This window comes from Bradyrhizobium erythrophlei, from assembly GCF_900129425.1.
In the GTDB taxonomy this organism is placed as follows: Bacteria; Pseudomonadota; Alphaproteobacteria; order Rhizobiales; family Xanthobacteraceae; genus Bradyrhizobium; species Bradyrhizobium erythrophlei_C.
Genome location: NZ_LT670817.1, coordinates 8,077,928 through 8,102,410, shown reverse-complemented (window position 1 = coordinate 8,102,410; position 24,483 = coordinate 8,077,928). Strand labels below are relative to the sequence as shown.

21 protein-coding genes and 2 pseudogenes are annotated in these 24,483 nt (G+C 62.7%); 13 read left to right on the top strand and 10 right to left on the bottom strand.

What is annotated here, in order from left to right:
* The first annotated feature begins 163 nt into the window (after positions 1 to 163).
* Together B5527_RS38575 and B5527_RS38570 are read left to right on the top strand one after the other, a co-directional pair.
* Entirely contained in the window at positions 164 to 937 is a 774-nt protein-coding gene (locus B5527_RS38575) for an ABC transporter ATP-binding protein (RefSeq protein ID WP_079606149.1), read from the top strand.
* Entirely contained in the window at positions 930 to 1,766 is an 837-nt protein-coding gene (locus tag B5527_RS38570; protein ID WP_079606147.1) for an ABC transporter permease, read from the top strand. The genes B5527_RS38575 and B5527_RS38570 overlap by 8 nt, the downstream gene beginning before the upstream one ends.
* 259 nt (positions 1,767 to 2,025) lie before the next feature.
* Here B5527_RS38570 and gtdA read toward each other — a convergent pair whose 3' ends face one another.
* Positions 2,026 to 3,066: a gentisate 1,2-dioxygenase gene (gene gtdA, locus B5527_RS38565; RefSeq protein ID WP_079606146.1), complete on the bottom strand. Its 1,041-nt coding sequence runs from the start codon at positions 3,064 to 3,066 to the stop codon at positions 2,026 to 2,028.
* Between the two features lie 106 nt (positions 3,067 to 3,172).
* Here gtdA and maiA point away from each other — a divergent pair, with 106 nt between their 5' ends.
* Genes maiA through B5527_RS38550 form a run of 3 tightly spaced genes read left to right on the top strand, consistent with a single transcriptional unit; the run spans position 3,173 to position 5,497 of the window.
* Positions 3,173 to 3,805, top strand: coding sequence for a maleylacetoacetate isomerase (maiA, locus tag B5527_RS38560; RefSeq protein WP_079606145.1), 633 nt, complete (start codon positions 3,173 to 3,175; stop codon positions 3,803 to 3,805).
* The gene (locus tag B5527_RS38555) at positions 3,795 to 4,304 is read left to right on the top strand and encodes a MarR family winged helix-turn-helix transcriptional regulator (RefSeq protein ID WP_079606144.1); all 510 of its coding nucleotides are present in this window, start codon (positions 3,795 to 3,797) and stop codon (positions 4,302 to 4,304) included. Before maiA ends, B5527_RS38555 begins: the two co-directional genes overlap by 11 nt.
* Entirely contained in the window at positions 4,304 to 5,497 is a 1,194-nt protein-coding gene (locus B5527_RS38550; RefSeq protein WP_079606143.1) for a 3-hydroxybenzoate 6-monooxygenase, read from the top strand. Before B5527_RS38555 ends, B5527_RS38550 begins: the two co-directional genes overlap by 1 nt.
* A 177-nt stretch (positions 5,498 to 5,674) precedes the next feature.
* Here the strand turns inward: B5527_RS38550 and B5527_RS38545 are convergent, their stop codons facing one another.
* The 3 genes from B5527_RS38545 to B5527_RS38535 form a co-directional block, all read right to left on the bottom strand.
* Positions 5,675 to 7,309, bottom strand: a complete 1,635-nt coding sequence (locus B5527_RS38545) for a benzoate-CoA ligase family protein (protein ID WP_079606142.1) — start codon at positions 7,307 to 7,309, stop codon at positions 5,675 to 5,677.
* Positions 7,306 to 8,454, bottom strand: a complete 1,149-nt coding sequence (locus B5527_RS38540; protein ID WP_079606141.1) for an FAD-dependent monooxygenase — start codon at positions 8,452 to 8,454, stop codon at positions 7,306 to 7,308. The genes B5527_RS38545 and B5527_RS38540 overlap by 4 nt, the downstream gene beginning before the upstream one ends.
* A 203-nt stretch (positions 8,455 to 8,657) precedes the next feature.
* Positions 8,658 to 9,521: a hypothetical protein gene (locus B5527_RS38535; RefSeq protein WP_079606140.1), complete on the bottom strand. Its 864-nt coding sequence runs from the start codon at positions 9,519 to 9,521 to the stop codon at positions 8,658 to 8,660.
* A 204-nt stretch (positions 9,522 to 9,725) separates the two neighbouring features.
* Here B5527_RS38535 and B5527_RS38530 point away from each other — a divergent pair.
* Positions 9,726 to 10,394 (top strand): annotated as a pseudogene (locus B5527_RS38530) (efflux RND transporter periplasmic adaptor subunit); the annotation flags it as partial.
* Between the two features lie 19 nt (positions 10,395 to 10,413).
* A pseudogene (locus tag B5527_RS38525) lies at positions 10,414 to 10,515 on the top strand (CHRD domain-containing protein); the annotation flags it as partial.
* A 4-nt stretch (positions 10,516 to 10,519) separates the two neighbouring features.
* On the opposite strand, the gene B5527_RS38520 reads toward B5527_RS38525, so the two are convergent.
* The gene (locus B5527_RS38520; protein WP_079606139.1) at positions 10,520 to 12,115 is read right to left on the bottom strand and encodes an EAL domain-containing protein; all 1,596 of its coding nucleotides are present in this window, start codon (positions 12,113 to 12,115) and stop codon (positions 10,520 to 10,522) included.
* A gap of 182 nt (positions 12,116 to 12,297) precedes the next feature.
* Positions 12,298 to 13,299, bottom strand: coding sequence for an NADP-dependent oxidoreductase (locus B5527_RS38515; RefSeq protein ID WP_079606137.1), 1,002 nt, complete (start codon positions 13,297 to 13,299; stop codon positions 12,298 to 12,300).
* A gap of 213 nt (positions 13,300 to 13,512) precedes the next feature.
* Between B5527_RS38515 and B5527_RS38510 the strand changes: the two genes are divergently transcribed.
* The 3 genes from B5527_RS38510 to B5527_RS38500 all read left to right on the top strand — a co-directional run bounded on the left by B5527_RS38510 (position 13,513) and on the right by B5527_RS38500 (position 16,194).
* Complete coding sequence (locus tag B5527_RS38510; RefSeq protein ID WP_079606136.1) at positions 13,513 to 14,808, top strand: dicarboxylate/amino acid:cation symporter; 1,296 nt, start codon at positions 13,513 to 13,515, stop codon at positions 14,806 to 14,808.
* Between the two features lie 12 nt (positions 14,809 to 14,820).
* Positions 14,821 to 15,750, top strand: a complete 930-nt coding sequence (locus B5527_RS38505; protein WP_079606135.1) for an amino acid ABC transporter substrate-binding protein — start codon at positions 14,821 to 14,823, stop codon at positions 15,748 to 15,750.
* Between the two features lie 162 nt (positions 15,751 to 15,912).
* Positions 15,913 to 16,194 (top strand): DUF3551 domain-containing protein, encoded by a 282-nt coding sequence (locus tag B5527_RS38500; protein ID WP_338065068.1) that lies wholly within the window; start codon positions 15,913 to 15,915, stop codon positions 16,192 to 16,194.
* A gap of 15 nt (positions 16,195 to 16,209) precedes the next feature.
* Here B5527_RS38500 and B5527_RS38495 read toward each other — a convergent pair whose 3' ends face one another.
* From B5527_RS38495 to B5527_RS38485, 3 genes are all read right to left on the bottom strand, one after another.
* Positions 16,210 to 16,470 (bottom strand): hypothetical protein, encoded by a 261-nt coding sequence (locus B5527_RS38495; protein WP_079606134.1) that lies wholly within the window; start codon positions 16,468 to 16,470, stop codon positions 16,210 to 16,212.
* A 76-nt stretch (positions 16,471 to 16,546) separates the two neighbouring features.
* Positions 16,547 to 17,863 (bottom strand): bifunctional folylpolyglutamate synthase/dihydrofolate synthase, encoded by a 1,317-nt coding sequence (locus B5527_RS38490; protein ID WP_079606133.1) that lies wholly within the window; start codon positions 17,861 to 17,863, stop codon positions 16,547 to 16,549.
* Positions 17,856 to 18,863, bottom strand: a complete 1,008-nt coding sequence (locus B5527_RS38485) for a hypothetical protein (RefSeq protein ID WP_079607829.1) — start codon at positions 18,861 to 18,863, stop codon at positions 17,856 to 17,858. Before B5527_RS38485 ends, B5527_RS38490 begins: the two co-directional genes overlap by 8 nt.
* Positions 18,864 to 19,191: 328 nt before the next feature.
* On the opposite strand from B5527_RS38485, the gene B5527_RS38480 reads away from it, so the two are divergent.
* From B5527_RS38480 to B5527_RS38470, 3 genes are all read left to right on the top strand, one after another.
* Positions 19,192 to 19,965, top strand: coding sequence for a ferredoxin--NADP reductase (locus B5527_RS38480; RefSeq protein WP_079606132.1), 774 nt, complete (start codon positions 19,192 to 19,194; stop codon positions 19,963 to 19,965).
* A 246-nt stretch (positions 19,966 to 20,211) separates the two neighbouring features.
* Positions 20,212 to 21,084 (top strand): patatin-like phospholipase family protein, encoded by an 873-nt coding sequence (locus B5527_RS38475; RefSeq protein ID WP_079606131.1) that lies wholly within the window; start codon positions 20,212 to 20,214, stop codon positions 21,082 to 21,084.
* Between the two features lie 246 nt (positions 21,085 to 21,330).
* A complete protein-coding gene (locus tag B5527_RS38470) occupies positions 21,331 to 22,956 on the top strand; it encodes an FMN-binding glutamate synthase family protein (protein WP_079606130.1) in 1,626 nt (541 codons plus the stop codon).
* 198 nt (positions 22,957 to 23,154) lie between these two features.
* Here B5527_RS38470 and B5527_RS38465 read toward each other — a convergent pair whose 3' ends face one another.
* Positions 23,155 to 24,465: an AAA-associated domain-containing protein gene (locus tag B5527_RS38465; protein ID WP_079606129.1), complete on the bottom strand. Its 1,311-nt coding sequence runs from the start codon at positions 24,463 to 24,465 to the stop codon at positions 23,155 to 23,157.
* Between the last annotated feature and the right edge of the window lie 18 nt (positions 24,466 to 24,483).

Genomic DNA, 24,483 nt, shown 5'->3' with positions numbered 1-24,483 from the left:
CCCGGAATCTCGAGATTCCGGGTCTGGTGCTAACGCACCATCCCGGAATGACACAGTCTGGATTGCTTCGTCGTGGAGTTTATCATCGGGCCGGCCAGAGGCCGGACCCGTTGGCTCCTCGCAATGACGGCCCTCGGGATCACGAATCGAAACAGGATCCCACATGGACTTGATCGCCGACCATATCAGCCACCGCTTCGGCGCGCTCGAGGTGCTCGACGACGTGTCGTTCACGGTTGGCGCCGGCGAGGTGGTCGCGATCGTCGGTCCGTCCGGCTGCGGCAAGAGCACGCTGCTGTCGGTCCTCGGCGGGTTGTTGCAGCCCTGCGCCGGCGCGGCGGAGCTGCGCGGCGCGGCGCCGGCAGGCAGCCTCAATCCTCTGACGTTTGTGTTCCAGGATTTTGCGCTGCTGCCCTGGTGCACGGTCGGGGAAAACGTCGAATTTCCGCTGCTGCACACCAGCCTTGCCGCGAGCGATCGCCGCGCCGTGGTCGATGACGCCCTGCGCCGCACCAGCCTGTCGGATTTCCGCGGCACCTATCCGAAACAACTGTCCGGGGGCATGCGCCAGCGCGTCGGCATTGCGCGGGCGCTCGCGGTCCGCCCCGCGATCCTGCTGATGGATGAGCCGCTGTCGGCGCTGGATTCGCAGACCCGCGAATTGCTGATGGAGGATTTTATCCGTCTGCTCGCTGACGGCGCGATGGGCGCGGTCTATGTGACGCATAATCTGGAGGAGGCTGTTCGGCTCGCCGACCGCATCGTCGTGCTGTCGCGGCGGCCCGGCCGGGTCCGCGAGGTCGTCAGCATCCCGCTGACGCGCAGCGAACGCGGCGACATCCACGCCCGCGAACAGCTGCTGGCGCTGCAGAGCGAGCTGTGGTCGCTGATCCGCGAAGAAGCGATCGACGCCGAGCGCGAGGTCCAGCATGCTTGACCGTGCGCAGGCCAACGAAGGTTCGCCGCCAGCCGACCGCAATGGCGAGACGCGGCCGGTGGCCTTTCGCGGCGCCGGCTTCAGCCCCAAAGCGGGCCGCTATTCCGGCTGGATTGCGCTGGCGCTGGTGATCGGATTCTGGCAACTGGCCGGCAGCGCTGGCTGGGTCAATCCGCTGTTTCTGCCGGCGCCGTCCGCAATCGTGCGCGCGATCTGGCAGCTCGCGATCTCAGGCGCGCTCTGGCACCATCTGTCCTGGTCGATCATGCGGATTGGAACCGGATGGCTTCTTGGAACGATTGCCGGCGTCGTCGTCGGCTTTGCGATCGGTCTCTCGAGTCTGGCGCGCGGCGTCGGCATCACCTTCATCTCGGCACTGTTTCCGATTCCGAAAATCGCGCTGCTGCCGCTGCTGATCCTGTGGCTCGGCATCGGCGAAGAGCCGAAAATCGCCACCATCGCGCTCGGGGTGTTCTTCTCCACCGCGATCTCGGTCTATAGCGGCGTCGACAATGTGCCGCGCAATCTGATCCGGATGGCGCAGAGTTTCAATGTGCCGTTTCATGCGATCGTGATCAGGGTGATCTGGCCCGGCGCGCTGCCCTCGATTCTCGCCGGCTTCCGCATCACCGCCTCCATCGCGCTGCTCCTGGTGGTGAGCGCCGAAATGATCGGCGCCGAATACGGCATCGGCGCTTTTGTGCTGCAGGCCGGCAACCTGATGCAGACCGATCAGCTCCTGGCGGGCGTCGTGATCCTGTCGCTGTTCGGGCTCGCGGTAGGACGGCTGATCAATTGGCTGGAAACGAGATTGCTGCACTGGCGGTGATTAGAGCTAGTTGGTTGGATTGAGCGAAGCTGTCTCGGCGACGGCAGTGAGCTCCCTCTCCCCTTGCGGGAGAGGGTTGGGGTGAGGGGTTACGGTCTATCGATGGAGCGTAACCCCTCACCCGGATCGCATCTCACGATGCGACATAGCCGAAGCATAGCTTCGGCGTTCTTTCCAAGGACGGCCGCCGAAGGCGGCCTTTGCTCTCCCACAAGGGGAGAGGTGTTCCCAGCAAGCGGCGACTGCTCGCAATGCCGCCTCACGCATTGCCGCGATCTTCCCTGAACAGATCCAGCTTCTGCTGCACCGGACGGTCCGAGAAACTGAACAGTACGGAATCCTCGTCGGCCTCGTGGGTGACCCACTGCCAGCTCGGCACCACGAACAAATCGCGCGGGCCCCACTCGAAACTCTGGTCGCCGATCCGCGAACGCCCCTTGCCTTCGATCGCCGCGAATACCGTGGCGTCGGTGGCGCGATAGCGCGCGGTCTTGAAGCCCTTGGGCAGCAACTGGATGAAGGTGCCGATGGTCGGCATCGCGAAATCGCCGGTCTCGGGATTGGAGAATTTCAGTTTCAGGCCGTGACAGGCGTCCCACTCGTTGCGCACCTTGGCCTGTTCCAGCGCCTCGCGGGTGTAGCTGTAGGGGTAGTTGAAAATCGGCGAGGTCTTCGATGTGCGCTTTTCGTCGACCGGCAGCAAATTGTGGCCGTAGCGCGCAAAGCTGTCGCCGGCGGGACGGGTGATCTTCTGCTGCTCCTCGGTCGAGCCTTCGGCGAAGGAGGCATCGAAGAACTGCACCATCGGGATATCGAGCCCGTCGAGCCAGAACATCGGCTCGGACGTTTCGTTGGAATGGTCATGCCACGTCATCGACGGCGTAATGACGAAATCGCCGGGCTCCATCGCGGTGCGCTCGCCATCGACGGAGGTATAGGCGCCCTTGCCCTCGAGAATGAACCGCAGCGCCGACTGGCTGTGCCGGTGCGCCGGCGCGATGTCGCCGGGGACCACCATCTGCACGCCGGCAAACAAGGATGTCGTGATCTTCGACTGGCCGCGCAGCCCGGGATTTTCCAGCACCAGCACCCGCCGCTCGGCCTCCTTGGCGGTGATCAGCTTGCCGGCTTCCGTCATGTAGTCGCGGATGGCGTCGAATTTCCATAGATGCGGTCGGCAGGCGCTCCTGGGCTCCGGCGTGATCAGGTCGCCCATCACGTTCCACAGCGCGGAGAGGTTTTCGCCGTCGATCTTCTTGTAGAACGCCTCGCGTTCCGGGGTCTTCTGCACGGCTTCCATGGCAAGCCTCCCTCGTTATCGTTTCGAATTATTGACAGCATACTTACAAAGTGGGTAGCGTCAATGAGCCAGCAAAAGCAAAACGAGAAAATTTGGGGAGGTTCCGATGAGGCTGCACGGCTATTTTCGCAGCAGCGCGTCCTACCGGGTCAGAATCGCGTTGAACCTGAAGGGTTTGAGCGCCGAGCACCTGCCGCACCATCTTCGCAAGGGCGAGCAATGCGCGCCCTCCTATCTGGCGATCAATCCGCAGGGACTGGTCCCGACGCTGGAGAACGATGCCGGTGCCATCCTCACCCAGTCGCTCGCGATCATCGAATGGCTCGATGAAATCCACCCCGAGCCGCCGCTGCTGCCGAAGGATCCGCTGCAGCGCGCCAAAGTCCGGGCGTTTGCGATGGCGCTGGCCTGCGATACCCATCCGGTGCAGAATCTGAAGGTGCTGGCGCGGCTGCGGCAGCTCGGCCTGGCGGAAGAAAAGGTCACGGAGTGGGCGGCCTGGGCCAACCGCGAGGGCCTCTCGGCCTGCGAAACCCTGATCGCGAACGAACCCGGCCCATTTTGCTTCGGCACGGCACCGACCATCGCCGACCTCTGCCTGGTGCCGCAGTTGGCCAATGCGCGGCGTTTTGGAGTCGATCTCGCCGCCTTTCCGCGCCTGCTGCAGGCCGAAACGGCTGCGAAGAACAACAAGGCGTTCGCGGACGCGGCACCGGAGCGGCAGCCCGATGCCGAATAAGCCAGCCGCGGTGACGATGGATGCGGTCTATTCCGCGCCGGGCTATCTGTTTCGCCGGATGCAGCAGATCGCGGTTTCGATTTTCGTGGAGGAGTGCAGGGATCACGACCTGACGCCGGTGCAATTTGCAGCCCTGGTCGCGATCCGCACCCATCCCGGCATCGACGCCACCCGGCTCTCCGCCGTGATCGCCTTCGACCGCTCGACGCTGGGCAATGTGATCGAGCGGCTGGAATCCAAGGATTACATCGAGCGCAAGCCATCGCGCGAGGACAAACGGATCAAACTGCTGCATCTGACCAAGTCAGGCGCGGCGCTGTTGCGCGATATCATGCCGTCGGTCGACCGCGCGCAGGCGCGGATGCTGCAGCCCTTAAAGCCGGCCGACCGCAAGACCTTGCTGGCGCTGTTGACGCAGCTGGTCGATCTCAACAACGAGGCGTCGCGGGTGCCGCTGCGGGCCGAAGACGCGCTCGAACATCTCGGGAAATCGGGCTGATGGGACCGGCGGCCGCACGACCGGTGCTGATCGCAGGCGGCGGTATCGGCGGTCTCGCCGCCGCGCTTGGCCTCGCACAAAAGGGCATTGCCTCGATCCTGCTGGAGAAAGCTTCGGCGCTGGGGGAAATCGGCGCCGGCATCCAGCTTGGACCCAACGCGTTCCATGCCTTCGACTATCTCGGGGTCGGCGAGGCCGCGCGCGGCATGGCCGTCTATATCGATCAGCTGCGGCTGATGGATGCGCTGACGGCCGAAGAGATCACCCATGTCGATCTGCGCGATGCGTTCCGCGCGCGCTTCGGCAACCCTTATGCGGTCGTGCATCGCGGCGATCTGCACGGCGTATTGCTGAAAGCCTGCCGGGATCACGCGCTGATCGATCTGCGTGTCAGTTCCGAAGTGATCGGCTACGATCAGAACGGCGCGTCGGTGACGGTGCGGCTGGCTTCCGGCGATGATGTCACGGGATCGCTGCTGATCGGCGCCGACGGGCTGTGGTCGAATATCCGCAAACAAGTCGTCGCCGACGGGCCGCCGCGGGTTTCCGGCCATACCACCTATCGTTCGGTAATTCCCACCGGGGAAATGCCGGAGGATCTGCGCTGGAATGCGGCGACGCTGTGGGCCGGCCCCAAATGCCATATCGTGCATTACCCGCTGTCGGACTGGAAAGTGTTCAACCTCGTCGTCACCTGTCACAACGATGCGCCGGAGCCGGTCGCCGGCAAGCCGGTATCCGACGACGAGGTCATGCAGGGTTTTGCGCATGTGCATGCGCGCGCACAGGAGATCATTCGCCACGGCAAGAACTGGAAGGCCTGGGTGTTGTGCGACCGCGAGCCGCTCGAACGCTGGGTCGACGGCCGCGTCGCGCTGCTTGGCGATGCCGCGCATCCGATGCTGCAATATTTCGCGCAAGGCGCCTGCATGGCGCTGGAGGACTCGGTGTGCCTGTCGCACATGCTCGGGACCCATCCCGGTGACCACGCCGCCGCGCTGGAGCAATATCGCCAGCAGCGCTTCCCGCGCACCGCACGCGTGCAGCTCCTGTCCCGCGCCATCGGCGAGCACATCTACCACCCCGCAGGCGACCACGCGCGAATACGCAACGCCATCATGAGCGCGAAGACGTCGGAGGATTATTACGGCGATCTGGCGTGGCTGTATGGCGGAACGGGGCTAAAGGGATAGGGACCAACCCTCCACGTCGTCCCGGCCTTGAGCCGGGACTCATATTCACCGGTGCGCAAGGGGCGAAGGCTGGAGCAACTGTCTCATGCGACAACAAACGTCGGTGGTTATGGATCCCGGCTCAAGGCCGGGACGACACCGGGTGGGCTGAGGCGAAGATCGGACATCCTTCTGCCGCTAAACCCGCAGCAGCGCTTGCCGGTCGATCTTGCCGGTGCCGGTTTTTGGCAACTCGTCGATGAACCTGATCTCGCGCGGATATTTGTACGGCAATAATTTTTCCTTCACGAAATCCTGCAACAGCCGGGTCGCTTCGCGTTCATCGAAGGCGCGACTGTTCATGGCGACGACGGCCTTCAGGGTCATGCGACGGTCTGGCAACTCGACAGCAAAAACCGCGCATTCGCGCACCTGCGGATGCTCGGCGAGGCAGAGTTCGACTTCGAGCGGATAGACCCATTGGCCGGAGATTTTGATCAGGTCGTCGGCGCGGCCGCGGAAGAAATGAAAGCCGTCAAAATCGCGGACAAAACGGTCGCCGGTGTAGATCCATCCCTCTTCGCGGATGGTCTCGGCCGATTTGTCGGGTCTATTCCAATATAGCGGGGTGTTGGAATCGCCGCGCACCCACAAAATGCCTTCCTCGTTGTCGCCGACCTCGCGGCCGTCTTTGTCTCTCAGCGCGATTTCATAGCCGGGCACCCGAAGCCCGGCGGCGCCGAGTTTTTTCTGCTCCGGCCGGTTGGACAGGTAGATGTGCAGCACTTCGGTGGACCCCAGCCCCTCCATGATCTCGATGCCGGTCAGGCTCTTCCAGCCGTTGAAAACCTCAGCGGAAAGCACTTCCGCGGCCGACAGCGCCATGCGGAGCGAGGAAAAATCCGTGGCCGCAGCACCCTCGGCCTTTGTCAGGGACGTATAGAGCGTCGGCAATCCGAAGAAGACGGACGGGCGAAAACGCTCTATCGCCGCAAAGATAGCCGCAGGCTTCGGCTGGCCCGGCAGCAGCAGCGTGGCTGCGCCCGCGGTGAACGGGAAGGTGATCGAGTTGCCGAAGCCGTAGGCGAAGAAAATCTTCGGCACCGAAAAGCAGATGTCGCCGGGGTCGAGCTTCAGCACATTGCGTGCGAACGCGGCTTCGCTATAGGCCATATCGTGCTGCAGATGGACGATGCCCTTGGGCCGTCCGGTCGAGCCCGACGAATACATCCAGAACGCCATCTCGTTGCGGTGGGTGTCGGCTTCGGCGAGGTCAGCCGGAAATCCCTGCAGCCAAGGCTCTGCGACGATGGCATTCGGCACGGCGTGATCGTCAACCGCGCCGTTGACGACGATCAGCGTGCGCAATGCCGTGTCCTTGCAGGCCGCTGTGTCGAAGCGCGCGCAAAACTCGGCATCGGCGACGGCCATCGTGGCGCCGGAGTCCGACAGATAAAATTGCAGCAGGTCCGATGGCGTCAGCGTATTGATCAACAGCGGCACGAAGCCCGCTCGGACTGCGCCGAAAAATGCCGCCGGATAGGCCGGCGAATCGTCGAGGAACATCAGGATGCGGTCGCCGCGCGCCAGTCCCAGCGACTGCAAGCCATGTCCCCATCGCGATGCTTCGGCGCAGAGTTCGGCATAGCTGCGCGTTCCGGCCGGACCCGTCAGCGCCATGCGGTCGCCGCCGCCCTTCCCGAGATTGTCGAACAGGATGCGGCTGGCGTTGTAGCGTTCCGGGATCGTAAAGCCGATCTCTTGTGCGCCCGGGCTATCGCCGGGCACGGCGTCGACAATCTCAACCGATCCGGGTGGCTTCGGCGAGGTCATGCCTTGCTCCCGCCGAGCGACGACGCTTTCGACGCCTCATAACGCGCCATGAAGGCCGGCGACATCGTGCGCAGCCGCGCATCGTCGATCCGCCCCGAACGGGTGATATAGCTGTAGGCAAAATCCATCAGGCCGAGCTTCATATGGTCGGGGAATTTTTCGTACCAGTCGGCGCTGGTGCGCGCCGCCGTCACCAGCTTTTTCACGACCGGCTTGCGCTCGGCCTCATAGCGGACGAGTGCCGCGGCAATATCCGCTTCCGCTTCCAGCGCCTTTACCAGCGCGATCGCGTCCTCGATGGCGAGCCGCGTGCCCGATCCGATCGAAAAATGCGCCGAATGCAGGGCGTCGCCGATCAGTACCATATTGCCTGACGACCAGCGCTCGTTCCAGATCCACGGAAAATTGCGCCACACCGATTTGTTCGACACCAGTCCGTGGCCATCGAGCGTCGCAGCGAACACCTGCTCGCAACTGGCCTGCGATTGTTCGACCGTCTTGTCGGCGAAGCCGTAACGCCACCAGGTCTCGGGATCGCATTCGACCAGAAACGTGCTCATGGCGGGCGCGTAGCGGTAGTGATGGGCGTTGAAGGTGCCGAGTTCGGTCGCGACAAACGTCTGTGACAGCGTCTCGAACCGCTTTGTGGTGCCGTACCAGGCAAACTTGTTGGCGGAATGGGATACAGACGTGCCGAATTCGGCCTCGAAGCTGCGGCGCACCAGCGAGTTCAAGCCATCGGCCGCAACGATCAGATCGTAACCGGCCAACTGGGCCGTCGACTGGACCAGCGTGTCGTATCGCGGCGTGACGCCGACCGAGCGGACGCGCGCCTGCAGGATCCCGAGCAGATCGAGCCGGCCGATCGAGGAAAAGCCGACGCCGTCGATCTCGACGCTTTCGCCGCGCAGGTTGAGCGTGATGTTCTTCCAGCTCTCCATCCGTGGCGCGATGGCATCGACCGTATCGGGGTCGTCAGCGCGCAGGAATTCCAGCGCCTGCTCGGAGAACACCACGCCAAAGCCCCAGGTGGCGCCGGCGGCGTTCTGCTCAAACAGGTCGATGGTCGCGTCCGGGTGACGCTTCTTCCAGAGATAGGCGAAATAGAGACCTCCGGGGCCTCCGCCGATCACGGCGATACGCACAAGCTTCCTCCCTCGATGGCCCGGCAAAAGCGGAGAATCTCCCGCTTAAAGACTAACCCCTGGAACGTGTCCAGTGGCCGGCCATGACAGCCAGCCAGCGTTATCGGCAAACGATCGGGCAGCACCCGGCTGGCGTGACCGGCAGCAGCGCAGGTGTACAACGAAGCTTCGCAGGCTGCTGCGGAAATGTCGCGCCGTTTAATTCATTGCGCGGCGAACTGGCCCAGCACACCCTTGCACGCCGGCGAAAGCGAAGCCGCCTGCGTTGCCAGGCATTGTATGATGCGGCCGCCGCCGGGCTGAACGCCGGCGCACAGCGCGCGGACGTCTCCACCGCAGGCCGACCTCAACACGAACAACTCCTCGCGCGGCCGCATCGGCCGCAAGACCAGTGCGGGCTCGGGCGGGGCGGCAGGCGCTGCACCGGGCGCTGCGGCAGAGGGAACGCCGGCCGCGGCAGGCGTCGCAGCCCCACCGCTGGCCGCGCTGACCGCCTGTTCGCAGTTCGCCGAGAGTTTCGATTGGTTCTTTTGCAGGCATTGCAGCGCCGCCGCACCGCCGGTCGGGACTCCGGCGCAGTTTCGCTGGTAGTCGGAACGGCAGGCGCTGCGGACCGCCGCGATCTGGCTGCCGCTTGGCTTCTTGGCCATCGGACTTGGCGCCGGCTTTGCCGCCGTCGCCGCTTTGGGAGCCGGCGCAACGGGGGTCTCGGCGGCCGGTTGGGCGGGCTCCATTGCCGGCGCGGCGGTCTCGGTGGCGGGCTTGGCGACCGGCGCGGATTCGGGCTTGGCCTCGGCTTTGGGTTCGGCCGGCGCTTCCACCGCTCGCACCGCGCTCTGGCAGCCCGGTGACAGGCTCGACATGTTTTGCTGCAGGCATTGCAGCGACGCCGCCCCGCCCGGCGGGATACTGGCGCAATGGGCCTGATAGTCCGAGCGGCATTGCGAGCGGATCGCGCTGCGCTGTGCATCGGTCGGACTTTGCGAAGACGCCGGCGTCGCGACGCCAAACAGCACGAGGGCCAGCGATGCCGCAAGCAGCGGCGCACGTTTCGACGTGTTGATCATTTGACAAAATCCTTATCGTTGTCGCGCTGGAGCCGCCGCTTCAACCGAAATGAAATTGTGACAAGACCGACAGAAATATCTTCGTGCGGCCGCCATCATTTTCGCTTTCAAGTTCCGCCGCAAGCGGATTGTTGCTATTCTTCGATCGCGGAAGACCTTCGCAGCGCAAAAGCCGTTTGCAGAAGAGATGAACGGGGCAGGGGAATGAAGCCTTCGCGTTCGCCGGCATGGGTCAGACCGAACGGCAGCGCGAAACGAACAGCCCGCGCGGCCTGTGGCCTTTCCTTCGCGGTGTCGGCACCGCTCGTGCTCGCCGCCTGCGAACAGAACAGTTTTGTGGCGCCGCCACCGCCGAAGGTTGATGTCGGGGTGCCGGTGCAGCGGGCCGTCACGCGCTATCTCGAGGCCACCGGCAACACTGCTCCGATCAAATCCGTTGATCTTGTCGCGCGGGTGCAGGGCGTGCTGCAATCGATCAATTATCAGGACGGCGCATTCGTGAAACAGGGCACCACGCTGTTCACGATCGAGCCCGACACCTACAAGCTGAAACTCGAACAGGCCGAGGCGGCCGAAGCCGGCGCGCAGGCGTCGTTGAAGCAGGCCGAAGCCGACTACAAACGTCAGGCGGATTTGGTTCAGAAGCAAGCCGTCTCGCAGGCGACGCTGGACACGTCCACGTCGTCACGCGACAACGCCCAGGCCAACCTGCAGCAGGCCCAGGCCAACACCAAGATCGCCGCGGTCAATTACGGCTATACCAACGTGGTGGCGCCGTTCGACGGCATCGTCAGCGCACATCTGGTTTCGGTCGGAGAACTGGTTGGCGCGGCGTCGCCGACCCAACTCGCCACCATCGTTCAGCTTGATCCGACAGGGGACTGCAACGATTTCGGAAAGCCAGGCGGCCGACCTGCTAGCAGGCAAATGGTATGCCAACGTTCATACCGCAGCCAATCCAGGAGGCGAACTTCGGGGCCAAATGGTGAAGTGATGAACTATGCGACAAGCGCCGCTTCCCGAACGGCGGCTTCGGCAAACGCTTGAGTTCGGCTGGTTTCCAGTAGCTCATCGAACTTCGCGAATGGCAGTGGCGGGGAAACGATATAGCCTTGTCCTTCCTCGACGCCGCAGGCTATCAGCGCCCGAACCTGATCGGGCGTTTCGACACCTTCGGCGATAACAGTCATTTTCAAATCTCGCGCGAGACGCACCAGCATCTCAACGATAGCAATGGCTGATGCATCTTCGGTGATCGTATCGACAAAGAACTTGTCGATTTTGATGATGTTGGCACCAAGTCCCTTTATTTGGGAAAGGCCGCTGTGTCCGACGCCGACGTCATCCATCGCTACCCTGAAGCCGAGTTCGCGTAATTCTCTCACGACCGCAGCGGCCTTGGCGAGATCGGGCATTTCGCTGCGCTCTGTCACTTCAATGACAACCTGACGTGCCGAAACTTTGGCCCCCAAAACGATCCGACGGAGTTCTTCGACGAAACCGTCACTAAGCAGATGGCGGGGGACCACGTTGAAAGACAATTTGAAATACTTGTCTTCCCGTAGACGAGGGTACAGGTCTTTGAGGGCGGCTGCCAAAATCTGCCATGTCATTGGCTCGATGCGCCCACTGGATTCCGCGAGCGGGATAAAACTCATGGGGGGAATCGTGATGCCGTCCTCGCGCACCCATCGAGCCAACACTTCGCACCCACGAATAGCACCGGTGCGCAGATCGAACGTCGGTTGGAAGAACGGCTTGAAGTCGTGCCGGGCCAGGGCTCGATCGATATCGGCTATCGGGCCTTCCAGCCGGGCTGTCGTCCTCGTCAGCAGCAGACCAAAGACCAGCCCCAGCACGGAAGCGATCAGCATCGTTGGCCAGTAAGCCTGGGTGTGCCATCGCTCCAAAGCACTGCGTTCAACGCGGATCGTCGCATGGAGCGGGTACCGGTTGGAGACGTTGCCAAGGCTGACCAGATTCGAGAACTCACTGTGGCGTTTCGTGGAGAACTGTCCAACCTCCGAGCCGTTGTTCAGCTCCAGCAATACTTCGCTATGTTCCCGCAGTTCGGCGGGCATGATGTCGAAGACGTAGGAATTGATTCCGAGAATGGCGACCAGTGACGTGTTCTCGTCAACATCCCTGAGAACACCAAGCGCGACGCCACTGAACTGATCGACCCGAAAAAGCAGGAGACGCCGGTCGTCGGAGCGCAACATGTCGGGGCGATTCACGAGTCCGTTGTCAAATTCCAACGTCTCGGAATAAGCCGAGCAGATAACCGAGCCATTGCGATCGACTAAGCGTATATCCTTTACCGTGGACCGTTGGTAAACTTGAAGACGAACGGCCTGCAGCGACGCGGGATCGCAGTTCAGCGGCCCGCGCCTGGCGAGTTCATCCAGGGTTGCAGCACCAAAATCCACCGCAGTCTCGGAGCGTCGCAATGCGACGTCCGTCAGCTCAACGAGTTGCCTCGATTGCTGCGCTTCAATGACCGCCTTCGCAGCAAAATGCCCCCCGGTCACGAATGCGGCCAGGCTCGCGGCGACCATCGCCGTCTGGGTAACGCGGTGCCACCGCTGTTTCATCTGACCCGGCTCGATGTGACAATCAATCGACACTAGGCAGGAGCTTCTAATTTTGAGTTTAGAAGGTTTTTTGCTCCTTACGTCATCGGCTTGTGTCGCGGTGCGCTTGCCCTGCAACCATGGTTACTGATCCGTTAATGCTCAAATCTTGCGCGCCGTGATCCGCCTCGGGCCTCCCTGTCCTACACCCGGATCATCCGCTTGCCGCGGTTTTCGCCCGCGAGCAATCCGATCAGCGCTTTCGGCGTGTTCTCAAGGCCATTGATAATGTCCTCCTGAACCCTGAGCTTGCCCGACGCAACCCACGATTGCAGGTCGTTCAGCGCCTCGTCGCGCTGGTCCATGAAGTCCATCACGATAAAGCCCTGCATGACGAGGCGTTTCACCACGATCAGGCCGGGCACGCCGCGCGGCCCATGCGCCGACGGCACGCCGTCATATTGCGAGATCGCGCCGCAGCAGGCGATGCGGCCGCGATTGTTCATCTGCGCGAGGCAGGCTTCGAGGATGTCGCCGCCGACATTGTCGAAATAAACGTCGATGCCCTTGGGCGCCGCTGCCTTGAGCGCCTTGAACACCGCGCCGTCCTTGTAGTCGACCGCGGCATCGAAGCCGAGTTCGGAGGTCAGCCAGTCGCACTTGTCCTTGCCGCCGGCGATGCCGACCACGCGGCAGCCCTTGATTTTGGCGATCTGGCCGACGATCGAACCGACCGAACCGGCGGCGGCCGAGACCACCACAGTCTCACCGGCTTTCGGCTTGCCGACGTCGAGCAGCCCGAAATAGGCGGTCAGCCCGGCGATGCCGTAGACGCTTAGCAGATGCGTCATCGGCTCGACCTTCGGCATTTTGGTGAGGTGCTTTGCGGGCACCGCCGCATAGTCCTGCCAGCCGGTATCGCCGAACACGATGTCGCCGGGCGCCAGTCCCGGCGCCTTCGACGACACGACTTCGGCGATGCCGCCGCCGGCCATCACGGTGTTGGCCTCGACCGCCGCGCGGTAGGTCGCGCCGTGCATCCAGGCCCGGTTGGCGGCGTCCAACGAAATATAGCGTACCCGCAGCAAGGCTTCGCCGTCCTTCGGTTCCGGGATCGCCGCCTTGGCCATCTCGAAATGCTCGGGCCCAAGTTTTCCGGTCGGCTTTTCCACCAGCAGGACCTGGCGATTGACAGAGTCGTTCATGGTGCTTCCTCCAATGACATTGGCGTTTCCTGATGCAATCGACGCGCACGAAACGCGCAACTGCACATATTGTGCGTTGCGCCCAACGCTAGTCGGCGGGCGTTCATTTCACAACGGGAACATTGTGGCGAACGCGCCGGCGGGTTGAAGCGTGTTGCGTCGGCCCCGAAATCTGCCAAACTCAGGCATGGCGGAACTTACGGGGGTAAGGACATGTCGAACAGGTTTACGCAGTACATACTGATCGCGATGGTGCTCGGCATCGTGATGGGGGCGCTGATCTTCAATTATCTTCCCGATAGCCGCGGGGATATCGCAGCCGCCGTCAACCTGATCGCGATGCTGTTCCTGCGCCTGATCAAGATGATCATCGCACCGCTGGTGTTTGCGACCCTGGTCGGCGGCATCGCGCATATGGGCAGCGGCGCCAGACTCGGGCGGATTTTCGCCAAGACCATGGGCTGGTTTGTCAGTGCCTCGTTTGTCTCGCTGCTGCTCGGCCTCGTCATGGTCAATCTGCTGCAGCCCGGCGCCAATTTCCCCGGCACCCTGCCGGACAAGGCGCAATCGACCGGCCTGCCGGTGTCGGCGTTCTCGCTCGAGAAATTCCTGACCCATTTGATTCCGACCTCGATTGCGGACGCGATGGCGCAGAACGAGATCCTGCAGATCGTGGTGTTCGCGGTGTTCTTCTCGGTCGCACTGGGGGCGCTGCCGGAGCGCTCCAAGCAGATACTGTCTGTGATCGATGACCTCGGCCACATCATGCTGAAGGTGACGAGCTATGTCATGCTGTTTGCGCCGATCGCGGTGTGGGCGGCGATCACGGCGACGGTGGCGAAGAACGGCCTGCTGGTCTTGTGGAAGCTGATCGTCTTCATGGGCGGCTTCTATCTTTCGCTGATGCTGCTGTGGGGCATCCTCGTCATCGTCGGCTTTGTGGTCATCGGGCCCAGATACGGTCATCTGCTGCGGCTGATCCGGGAACCCCTGATGATCGCGTTCTCGACCGCGAGTTCGGAAGCCGCCTACCCGAAGACGCTCGAAGGCCTCAACCGCTTCGGCGCGTCGGCGCGGATCTCGAGTTTCGTGCTGCCGCTCGGCTATTCCTTCAATCTCGACGGCACCATGATGTACTGCACGTTTGCCAGTATCTTCATCGCGCAGACCTACCACATCGAGATGTCGCTCGGCACCCAGTTCGCGATGCTCGCCACCTTGATGATCACCTCGAAAGGCGTCGCCGGCGTGCCGCGCGCCTCGCTGGTCGTGATCGCCTCGACCCTGGGCCAGTTCGGCATTCCCGAGGCGGGACTGCTGATGATCATGGGCATCGATACCTTCCTCGACATGGGACGCAGCGCCACTAACGTGATCGGCAACTCGCTCGCAACCGCGGTGGTGGCGAAATGGGAGGGCGAACTCGCGCCCGAGCATGCACTCGGCCCCGACGACGTCGTGCCGCCGACCATGATCCCCGGCGAGATCCCCGCGATGGCCGGCCATTGACGGGAGCGATCCATGCGCCAAACCCTGGCAAGATCGTCCCTGGCCGGCGGACTGCTGCTGGCGGCCTGTCTGCTGGCGAGGTCCGCCGGAGCCCAGACCAGCGGCAGCGAAGGGCTGAGCCCGACGCTCGCCAATATCAAGAACACCCATGTCGTGCGCCTGGGCTATCGCGAAAGTTCGCCGCCGTTTTCGTTTCTCGATCAGGCCAACCGGCCGATCGGCTACAGCCTGGAACTCTGCGAGGCCGTGGTCGATGAGATCGGTGTCGCAGTCGACGAGCCCAACCTGAAGATCGACTACGTCAAGGTCACCTCGGATGACCGCATTCCGGCTGTGGTGCAGAACAAGATCGACCTCGAATGCGGATCGACCACGGCGAACGCGGAGCGGGCGAAGCAGGTGGCGTTCTCGCCGCTGATGTTCGTCGCCGGCACCAAGCTGATGGTGCCGAAAACCTCTGGTATCTCGGCGCCGAGGGATCTGCAGGGCAAGACCGTGGTGGTGACCAAAGGCACCACCAACGAGCAGGCGATGCACGCCGTCGACAAGAAGTTCGCGCTCGGCCTCACCATCGTGGTCGCGCCGGATCACGAGCAATCCTACCAGATGCTGGTGGACGGCAAGGCCGATGCGTTCGCGACCGACGACATCCTGCTCTACGGCCTGATCGCGCGGCACAAGTCGCAGGACAAGTTTCACGTCACCGGCGATTATCTGTCCTACGATCCCTACGGCATCATGTTCCGCAAGGGCGAGCCGCAGCTGGCCGCCGCGGTGGAGCGGGCCTTCCGCAAGCTGGGCACGAATCACGACCTGATTCCGCTCTACAACAAGTGGTTCGTCTCCCGCCTGCCGACCGGCGAGAAGCTGAATGTCGCGATCTCGCCCCAACTCGAGGACGCCTTCAAGGCGCTCGACGACACCGAGGGTGCGAGCAATTAGGGCCATGAGGCCAGCGCCGGCGAAGCCGAGAAGCATCATCGCCCATTTGGTTTGTTCGGGTAGCCGCCGAGTAGCCGCATCCAACGATTGATTGTCGTTTTGTAACTTGTCCTGACGCCGCTGACTGTATTCGATGAGATATCCAGGCTGCGACGGGGGGGGATGATGCGCGGGCTAGTTTGGCTGATCCTTGGGACAGGAATGATTTTCGCCGTATCGCCGGCATGGGCTCAAAGGTACGATCCGCACTATCCTGTTTGCATGGAAGTGTACGGATCGGATGGCAGCCGCATCGAGTGCTTTTTCACGTCAATGGAGCAGTGCAAGGCAGGGACCCAAGGCGGCGTGGCCGCGCTTTGCTTCAACAACCCCTATTACGCAGCACCCGCAGTAGAAGCGGCACCTGCACCTTCAGCAACTCCTGCCGGATCACCGCGTCGCTGAGCACCCCGGCGTTTCTTACGGCTTGATGCCGAGCGCGGATTTGGTGGCGCTGAGGGAGTTGTTGAACGCGGCCTTGGTCTGACCGAGTAATGTACCCGCCTCGTAGGTCGGACCGGCCACAAAGCCCGTCTTCGGTTTGATGCCGACCGCGGTTTGCACCTTGGACAGAGTGGTGGCGAAGCTCGTCGTTGCCGCACTCGCGGCCTTGTTGAGCTCGGCTATCGGCTTTGTGATCATGGCGGCTGCCGACGATGCCACGGATGATATATCGGTCATGCGTTCCTCCCAGCTTGCGGAACCATCGTTCGGCTATGGTTAATGAGCCGTTAACGGGGGAGGGCTCGCCGCCGCTTCAGAAAAAATTCAGGTCCTGCGCGCGGCCGCCGCTGGCGACAACGGCGTATTCGATCGCGAGGAATAATCCGCCGGCCACATAGATTTTTCGACTTCCCGCCGCGGCAAGCTTGCGGCTAACGGCGACAGCATCCTCGACGGTGGCTGCGACGCGAACCTTGGCTCGCGGATTGGCCTGGCGCGCCGCGGCGGCGATGTCATCCGCATCCGCGCCCTTGTGGTGCGCCATGGTGCAAATGATCGTGCCGAAGGAGGGCGCCAGCGCACCCACGATCTCGCCAGCCTTCTTGTCGCGGGAAACGCCGACCACCAGAATCCAGCCCTCTGCCCCGTAAATCGCCTGCAGGCTTGCAAGCGATTGCCGGATGCCGTCGGGGGTGTGGCCGACGTCGACAACCGTGAGCGGGTCCTGTTCGATGACCTCGAGGCGGCCGGGCCAGCGTGCATCGCGCAGTCCCGATCGTACCGCCGCCTCGATGCCGGCAGGAACTTCTCCGGGGCGCGTCTGCCGCAGCCACAGCAGGAACAGGGCGACGGCGATGGCGGCATTGTTGAATTGAAACGCACCCAGCAGGCTCATCTCCAGCGCTCGAAACGCGCAAGCGCCGAACTGGAAATCGAACCGCTGTCCCGTCGCGGCGGCGGTTTCGTCGCCGATGCCGATCTCGTCGCGGACGAACAGCGAGGTGATTTTACGATAGCGGTTATATTCGATCAGATGCGGTTTTAGGACCCGGCAGTTCTCGCCGTAAACGACGGTGCCTTCGGATGCACAGGCGTCGCTCTTGTCGGAAACAATCAGTTCCAGCGAATTGCCGAGCAGCTCGACATGCTCGTAATCGACCGAGGTCACGCAGGTCGCGCGCGCACCGACCAGGCGCACTGGGTCGTAGCGGCCGCCGATGCCGGCCTCGAACACCGCGAAATCGCAATTCCGTTCCTGGAAATACAGGCAGGCCAGCGCGAACAGGGCCTCGAAACTTCCGAATCTTTCGCCGCGGCGCTGCGAGATTGCGGCGATCGCGGTTTCGATCCGCGACTTCAGCCGCGCCAGGTCGTCGTCACCGATCGAAGCGCCGTCGATCTGGAAGCGCTCGTTGAAGACACGCAAATGCGGCGAGGTGAACAATCCCGTGCGCAAGCCGCAGGCGCGGCCGATGCTCGCGCAGAACGCAGCCGTACTGCCTTTGCCATTGGAGCCCGTCACAACAATCGAATTGCGTGAGAGCCTGGCGCGGTCCACCGCGAGGGCGTCGAGGAGTTCCGCCATCCGCGCCAGGCAAACGCCGTCGCCGTATTTTGGAAGATCAAACACCGAGCAATCCCGTCGCCGAAAAAGTGTGATGCCAGATTTTCAGGATCAGGTCGCTTCGGTTGGATTCTTCCAATAGTCGGATCGACGGGTTGGCGTTCACTTCTATGACGCGGATCGCCTGCTGATCTCCGTCGCCATCGGCAAACAGGTCCACCGCGGCGACACGGAGATCGAGCGCGCGGGCGGCCTTCCTCGCCAGCGTCAGCGCGGCATCGGAACGAGGGCCTTCGAGCACCATCATCCCGCCCGCGCTCAGGTTCATCCGCCCGGGAATTTCCCAACGCTCGCCCTTGGGAAGCACGGCGTCGAGCGTTGTGGCGTTGTCGGTGGTCAACGACACCGGCGAAAGGCCGCGGGCTTGCAAAGCCGTGTTATGGGCGGTCAGGAGTTCGCGGATGGAGCGCACGCCATCGCCGACGACCGCGGGCGGATATTTCCGCGCGGTATAGACGACCTCGTCATCGAGCAGAAAGACCCTGTATTCGGTTCCGGAGGCCACCTTCTGCATCAGAATCGAATCGTAGTACTTCGAAACCTCGCCGAGATATCGCAGCAGCGAGGCTTCGCCATCGACGACTTGCGCAAAATCGCCGCGCGATCCCGACAGCGGTTTGACGAAGGCCGTTGCTCCCAGTGTTGTGAAATACCGGAGCGCGTCTTCGCACTCATGACCCGCGGGCCGATGGGCGCGATGCCGCTCGTGCAGGAAGAAATATTCACCGCCGAGCGTGGCCACGCCGGCGTCTTCAAGAATGAGGCTGGTGAAGTATTTGTCCGAGGCCAGCCTCGCGGCGGTGGCGTTGTTTTGCGGGTACCACGAGCCCCGCCCGGCGCCGAAATGGATGCGTTTGGCCCGGGAAGCGACGCTGAACAGGAGCCCGGTTCCGCCATCGAGGTCTCGAAACACCAGGCCGGATTCAGCGCAGGCATATTCCGCATAGACCGTTTGGTCCGGATAGGAGCGCGGCTTTCCCGCCCGAAATTCCCTGAGATCTCGCATGCAATTTCCGGCGATCTGGCATTCCAATTTGGTTTTTACCTCTTAACGAAATTTTCGTCCGGTGGCGCAATTAACTGCAACGACAAGGCCGGCTTCAGCAAGTTAATTGCGCGGCCAATGGGTGTGCGAATGGATCGCAGGGAAATCATTTTGTGCAAGCGATCGGTTGCGATTTTGCACCCTCAGTTGCGCGTCAGCACAGGTTGACTATCTCTGGGACTGGGGTAGGTCACACGCTAAATCGTCAATCACTGCAGGGGTTTTCGCCTCGTCGGGGGCCGGACAACTCGATCATTCTACATCAAGACGTCAGGGTAAACCAAAACACATGAGCGCATTTCATCGAGAGAAAGTTCTTTCCGTCCGGCACTGGACCGATACGCTTTTCAGCTTCACCGCCACCCGCAATTCCGGCTTTCGCTTCCTCAACGGTCAGTTCGCGATGATCGGGCTGGAAGTCGATGGCCGGCCGCTGCTGCGCGCCTACAGCATGGCGAGCGCCAATCATGAGGAGGCGCTGGAATTCTTCTCGATCAAGGTCGCCGACGGGCCGCTGACATCGCGGCTGCAGAAGATCAAGGAGGGCGACACTATCCTGGTCGGGCGCAAGGCGACCGGCACGCTGATCACCGACAATCTGATCCCGGGCAAGCGGCTATTATTGCTGTCGACCGGGACGGGTCTGGCGCCGTTTGCGAGCCTGATCAAGGACCCCGAGGTCTACGAGCGATATGAAACCATCGTTCTGGTTCACGGCTGCCGGCAGGTTTCCGAACTGGCCTATGGCGAGGAGCTGGTGGCGAAGCTGCGCGACGACGAATTGTTCGGGCCGCTGCTGACCGAGAAGCTGGTGTATTACCCGACCGTGACCCGCGAGCCGTTCCGCAACCGCGGCCGCATCACCGATCTGATCACCTCGGAGCAGCTGTTCAACGATATCGGCCAGCCGCCGCTGGATATCGAGTTCGACCGGATCATGATGTGCGGCAGTCCGGGGATGCTGGAAGAGCTACGCCAGATGTTCGAGGCGCGCGGCTTTCTCGAAGGCAGCCACAGCGAGCCCGGCCATTTTGTGATCGAGAAGGCGTTCGTCGAACGCTGAAGCCGTTCCCCTCAGGCCGTCATTCCGGGGCGCGTCGAAGACGCGAACCTCAGATGCGCGATTGCGCATCGGGGAATCTCGAGATTCCCCGACGTGCAGTTGCACATCTGAGGTCTGGTCCTTCGGACCGTCCCGGAATGACGATTATCACAACCAATGTTGATGGCGTCCCCCCGTTTTCGGCTGCTATAACGGCGCCGAGCGTCGCGTGGCCTTTCGCCTCGAGACCGGGGAGCTCCAGAGGCTTTGTCCCTATCCAACCATGCCGGCCCTGCGAAAACGGCCTTTGTCTTCGCGGGCGGGGGTAGCTTTGGCGCCATTCAGGTCGGCATGATGCACTCGCTCGCCGCCCACGGCGTATCGGCGGATATGGTGGTCGGCTCCAGCGTCGGCGCGCTCAACGGGGCCTATTATGCGGGCGATCCCACCCTGAAGGGCGTGCTGCAGCTGGAAACCATCTGGCGCGGGTTGCAGCGGCACGATGTTTTCCCGGTCACCTGGCGCACCATGCTGGGGTTCATCTGGCGCCGGGATTTCCTGATTCCCCACGACGGAATCCAGAAACTGATCGACGACCATCTGCCCTACCGCAACCTGCAGGATGCGGAGCTGCCGCTCCATGTCGTCGCCACCGATATCGTCTCGGGCGACAGCGTTGTGTTGTCGGAGGGCCCGGCGGCGCAGGCGATCATCGCCTCGACCGCGATCCCCGGCGCGTTCGCGCCCGTCCGCTACAAGGATTTCTATCTGGCCGATGGCGCGATCGCCGCCAACACGCCGGTCAGGGTCGCGGTCGACAAGGGCGCAACCCGACTGATCATTCTGCCGACGGGCTACGCCTGCGCCACCCACACCCCGCCGGTGGGCGCGGTCGGCAATGCGCTGCATGCGCTGACGCTCCTGATCGCGCGGCAGCTGGTGAGCGACCTGGAGGGTCTCGACCCCGGCATCGAATACTTCGTGGTGCCGCCATTGTGCCCGCTGGTGGGATCGCCCTACGACTTCTCGCGAACGGCCGATCATATCGAGCGTGCCATCGAGAGCACCGATAGGTGGCTGGCGCAGAACGGCCTCGAGAAAAGCGGGATTCCCGACGGGATGCGCCTGCACAGCCACTGACCCGTCAAAGGCTCCGTTGAGCCTGGTTGCAGTGCAAAATGACCCATGAGCGGCGGTATCGGCCGGCCGCGGGACGGATTGATTGTCCGCCGGATAATTCGGTAGCCTCGGCGGCGATCCGCCGTCCGAGACACCTTGTCATATCCACGACCGGTATCGCCCGATATCGTGTACAGCATTGTTCTGATAGTTGGATCAGGCTGCAGCCGACAAGAATAATACGGCAGAATCTGCCCGAGGGGTACCATGGAAACGCTGCTGCTTCCGTTCTCGCCACGTTTCATCGTTCTGACGATTTGCGCCGTCGTCACGGGGCTGCTGCTCGGCATCGGGATCGTCGATCACAAGGCGCTCAAGCTTGTCGTGATTCCGATCTGCATCTTCGGCGCCCTTACGCTGCTCGGCATTCGCGACCTTACGCAAAAGGGCCACGCGGTTCTGCGCAACTATCCGATCTCGGCGCATATCCGGTTCCTGCTCGAAGAGATCAGGCCGGAGATGCGGCAGTATTTCTTCGAGAGCGAGAAGGACGGCATGCCGTTTTCCCGCGACACTCGCGCGCTGGTTTATCAGCGTGCGAAGATGGTGCTCGACAAACGTCCGTTCGGCACCCAGGAGGATGTCTATCGCGAGGGCTATGAGTGGATGCACCATTCGGTGGCGCCGAAGCCTCGCGCCGACGAGCAATTTCGCGTCACCGTCGGCGGGCCGGATTGCGCCAAGCCGTATTCGGCGTCGGTCTTCAACATCTCGGCGATGAGTTTTGGCGCGCTTAGTCCCAACGCGGTGCGCGCATTGAACGCGGGCGCCAAGAAGGGCGGCTTCGCGCATGACACCGGCGAGGGCGGAGTCAGTCCCTATCACCGCGAGAACGGCGGCGATCTGATCTGGGAGATCGGTTCCGGATATTTCGGTTGTCGCAACCGCGACGGCTCGTTCAATCCGGAGGAATTCGCGCGCGTCGCCACTGACGATCAGATCAAGATGGTCGAACTCAAGATCAGCCAGGGCGCCAAGCCCGGACATGGCGGCGTGCTGCCGGCGGCCAAGGTGTCCGCGGAGATTTCCAGGATCAGAGGCGTCGCCATGGACGAGGACTGCATCTCGCCGGCGACCCACCGGGCGTTCTCGACGCCGCTTGAGATGATGGCCTTCATCGGCGAGATGCGGCGGCTGTCCGGCGGCAAGCCCGCCGGATTCAAGCTTTGCATCGGGCATCCCTGGGAATTTCTGGCGATCTGCAAGGCGATGCTGGAGACCGGAATCTATCCGGATTTTATCGTCGTCGACGGCAACGAAGGCGGCACCGGCGCAGCCCCGCTGGAATTCATGGATCATTTGGGCATGCCGATGCGCGAGGGGGTCAGTTTCGTCCACAACGCGCTGGTCGGCATCAACGCGCGCGACCGCATCCGGATCGGCGCCGCCGGGAAGATAGCGACCGCATTCGATATGGCGCGCGCCATGGCGATCGGCGCCGACTGGTGCAATTCAGCGCGCGGCTTCATGTTCTCGCTGGGCTGCATCCAGTCACTGAGTTGCCATACCGATCGATGCCCGACCGGCGTGACCACGCAGGATCCGACCCGCGCTCGCGCGCTGGTGGTGCCGCACAAGATTGAACGGGTCTACAATTATCATCACGCCACCCTGCATGCGCTGGCCGAACTTATCGCCGCGGCAGGGCTCGAACATCCGCAACAGATCCGCCCGATCCATTTCTCGCAGCGGACTTCTATTACCGAGGTGCGATCGTTCGCCCAGCTTTATCCGCCGCTGCGCCCGGGCGAACTGATCGACGGCACCAGCGACCCTCGCTTCCGCGAGGCCTGGGCGATGGCGCGCGCGGAGAGTTTCGCCGCGGCGGGGTGAGGTTGAAGTGGACGCAGCGTCGGCCGCAGGCTCGGTGTCACCTCTCCCATTGGGAGAGGTCGGCGCGTAGCGCCGGGTGAGGGGTTACAGCCTAACGATAGACCGTAACCCCTCACCCCGACCCTCTCCCAACGGGAGAGGGGGAGCACCGACATTGCCGCGGCAGGTCGTCAAAAACCCGGAATTGCAGAGGGCTAGCTAATGCGGATTCTCGAGGCTGAACAGCTCCGACTGCTCGTCATAGGCGAACAGCTCCGCGTAGCGTCCCCACGACACGATGGTCTTCAGCGTCTCGTCCGCATACTCCTCGGACATATAATCCTCGAGCTCGTTGCGGAAGCGCGCGACAGGGGCAGTGTGCGAGGGCCGTTCGTCGAGTACCCGGCGGATCAGACCCATCACCGGCACATAATTGATGAGATGTTCGGCGAACAGTTTCTTGCGGGCATCGGTTTCAAGGTGCGCGAAGCGCTTGCCGGCATCGGTCAGCATCAGATCGCCTTCGCTCAATTGGGCAAACCTCAATAGTTGCAGCGCTTCACCGAGGTGAAATATCTCGTCCGCTTCCAGTTGCAGGTGGCCGGCGAGAACCGGCAAATCGGCGTGCCCGTTATAAGGGGGTGCGGCGAGCGTCTCGATCAGGCCGGAAAGGACGTTGGACGAGACATGGTTGAGGACCATGCCGACGCCGGTGCCGTGGATGCCCTCGATGGCCGGCGTTCTCACTTCCGCGCGCTGCGTCATGCGGGCATAGATGCTGTCGACGAGCTGCCGGAAGGTCGGATCGAGACGATTGCGCGGGTGCGGCAGATCGACCTTGATCTCGGCGGCGACGCGGCCGGGATTGGATGAAAACACCAGGATGCGGTCGCACATCAGCACCGCTTCCTCGATGTTGTGCGTCACCATCAGCACCGATTTGATCGGCAGCCGGCCTTCGGTCCAGAGATCGACCAGGTCGGTGCGAAGCGTCTCGGCGGTCAGCACGTCCAGCGCCGAAAACGGCTCGTCCATCAGCAACAGGTCCGGATGCACGACCAGCGCGCGGGCAAACCCGACGCGCTGGCGCATGCCGCCCGACAATTCCTTCGGATAGGCCGACTCGAAGCCGTCGAGGCCGATCAGGTCGATCGCCGCCAGCGCCCGGGTACGACGCACGGTGCTGTCGATCCCCAGTGCCTCCAGGCCCAGTTCGACGTTTTGCAGCACGGTCAGCCAGGGAAACAGCGCGAAGGACTGAAACACCATGGAGACGCCGTTCGGTGGGCCGACAATGGTCTCGCCGCGGCACCTGGCGTCGCCCGAGGACGGCGCGATCAGGCCGGCGATGATGCGCAGCAGCGTCGACTTGCCCGATCCGGACCGGCCGAGCAGGCCGACAATTTCGCCGGAATGAATGGTCAGGTCGACCTTTTCGAGCACCAGCAGGTCCTCGCCGCTGCCCTTCGGAAACGACCGGCAGACGCCATGGATATCGAGGAGAGTGGTCCGTTCGGTAAGTTCGAGCATGAGTTCTCCTTGGACGTT